We start from the raw sequence: 1,382 nt of genomic DNA, 5'->3' as shown, positions 1-1,382 counted from the left end.
CGCAGGTCGGCACTGCGCGCGCGAATATTGATTTGATCAGGCGCGCCGGAATGTTCCACCTCATCGACCACATAGATTCCCTTATGAATTAGGTCTCTATTGCGATAACCAATTGCCACACTGATTTTTGCGCCGTGCGGTGGTAATTCCATATCGCCGTTTTGATCTGTCAACGTTAAATCGAGTGTGTCCGCTTCTAGGTGGCGATTATCGGTGATAGTGAGTTCCACCAAGCAACCACGAATGCGCGGTGTGATATCGGTGCCGTTTACTACCAGTCGGTAATCCGGGGCCGGGTGATCAAAATTAAAAATATTCATAGGTGCAAAAAATTAAAAGCGTGGCAATTTGCTGACGGCTTGCGTCAGGTCGCGGATTTTATTCAGTGGGCCAGCAAGCAAGCCGGTTGCTGCACCAAGCCCGGCATTAATAACGGTGCCGAGCAAATCAATTTGTGATTCATCTACACGAATTAACGAGATGCTGAATTCAATTTTTTGTGGTGTGCCATCGCGCATTAATTCGCTACTGGTTTCTGAAATGCTGGTGATAGACCAAAAACCATAAAGCCTGCCACTGCCCTCAATGAGCGGCCATGCTTTGCCTTGCTCCGCCATCGTGCGCAATAAATCCAGCGATAAACGGCCACCAGTTATTTCCGGGTAAAGCACACCGGTAAGCGTGATAGTGTCATCACCTGGTCCAACGTACTGATAGGCCGGACGTTGCCCTACACGCGACTGGCTTGGGTGCCGCCATTCGGTTTGTCGCTGCAGTTGTTGGTAGGGCGCTGTGGGCATATCAAATACAAAAAAGCCCAGTGTCATCAACATGGTTAAAACTCCTAATCGTTATCGAACAACACTGAGCGGCGGCGCTGAGCTTTTTTGCGATCACGTTCTTCCAGTGCGCGCTGGACTTGTTGGGCGATCACTTGCTCATTCATGCCGGGGCTGGCCTGCACCGTGATGTAAATCGTATCGCCACCAAACTGCTGCGAGCTGCTCGCTCTTTTCAGTGGTGCGCGAGATTCAAAGCGCACTGTACTTGCCGGGTCTGCCAATGGCTTTCCGGCTGTGCCTGCTTGCGTTGCTGACGCAATACCGGGCGTGAGCAGTACTACACCAGTGCCCGCCGCCGTAAGTGCGCTGGTAATGCGTGTGAGGCGGTTTATGGTTGCGCGGGTTTGGTCATCCAGTCCATTTTCAAATCCCTGCAGGGTATCGCGGCCCATTTGCGCAAATACCCGGCTGGGGGAGCGAATGCCCAACTTGTCTTTGAACCATGTGATGGTGCTGTCACCCAAACTCAGGATGCCATCTTTGAGTTTGCCTATGCCGGTGTTAATTCCCCCCAGCAAACCGTCCACAACGGCGCTCCCG

3 protein-coding genes are annotated in these 1,382 nt (G+C 52.2%); all 3 read right to left on the bottom strand.

Features of this window, described 5'->3' with window-relative positions; genetic code table 11:
• Positions 1-320: hypothetical protein (locus tag A596_RS23170; RefSeq protein WP_039917600.1), on the bottom strand; the 320-nt coding region annotated here is incomplete at its 3' end.
• 12 nt (positions 321-332) lie between these two features.
• Positions 333-833 carry a phage tail protein gene (locus A596_RS18400; RefSeq protein WP_039917598.1) on the bottom strand — a complete coding sequence of 167 codons (501 nt, stop codon included), beginning with the start codon at positions 831-833 and terminating at the stop codon, positions 333-335.
• 11 nt (positions 834-844) lie between these two features.
• A partial coding sequence (locus tag A596_RS23165) for a phage tail protein (RefSeq protein ID WP_235425781.1) occupies positions 845-1,382 on the bottom strand: 538 nt, incomplete at its 5' end.

The sequence above is a fragment of the Cellvibrio mixtus subsp. mixtus J3-8 genome (assembly GCF_000766945.1).
Taxonomy (GTDB): Bacteria; Pseudomonadota; Gammaproteobacteria; order Pseudomonadales; family Cellvibrionaceae; genus Cellvibrio; species Cellvibrio mixtus_A.
The sequence above is the reverse complement of the archived record's forward strand: the minus strand, read 5'-3'. Positions and strand labels throughout refer to the sequence as shown.

Bases quoted from the DNA above. Each gene is read 5' to 3' on its own strand.
- A596_RS18400 (WP_039917598.1), bottom strand. From the start codon at position 833: ATGTTGATGACACTGGGCTTTTTTGTATTTGATATGCCCACAGCGCCC.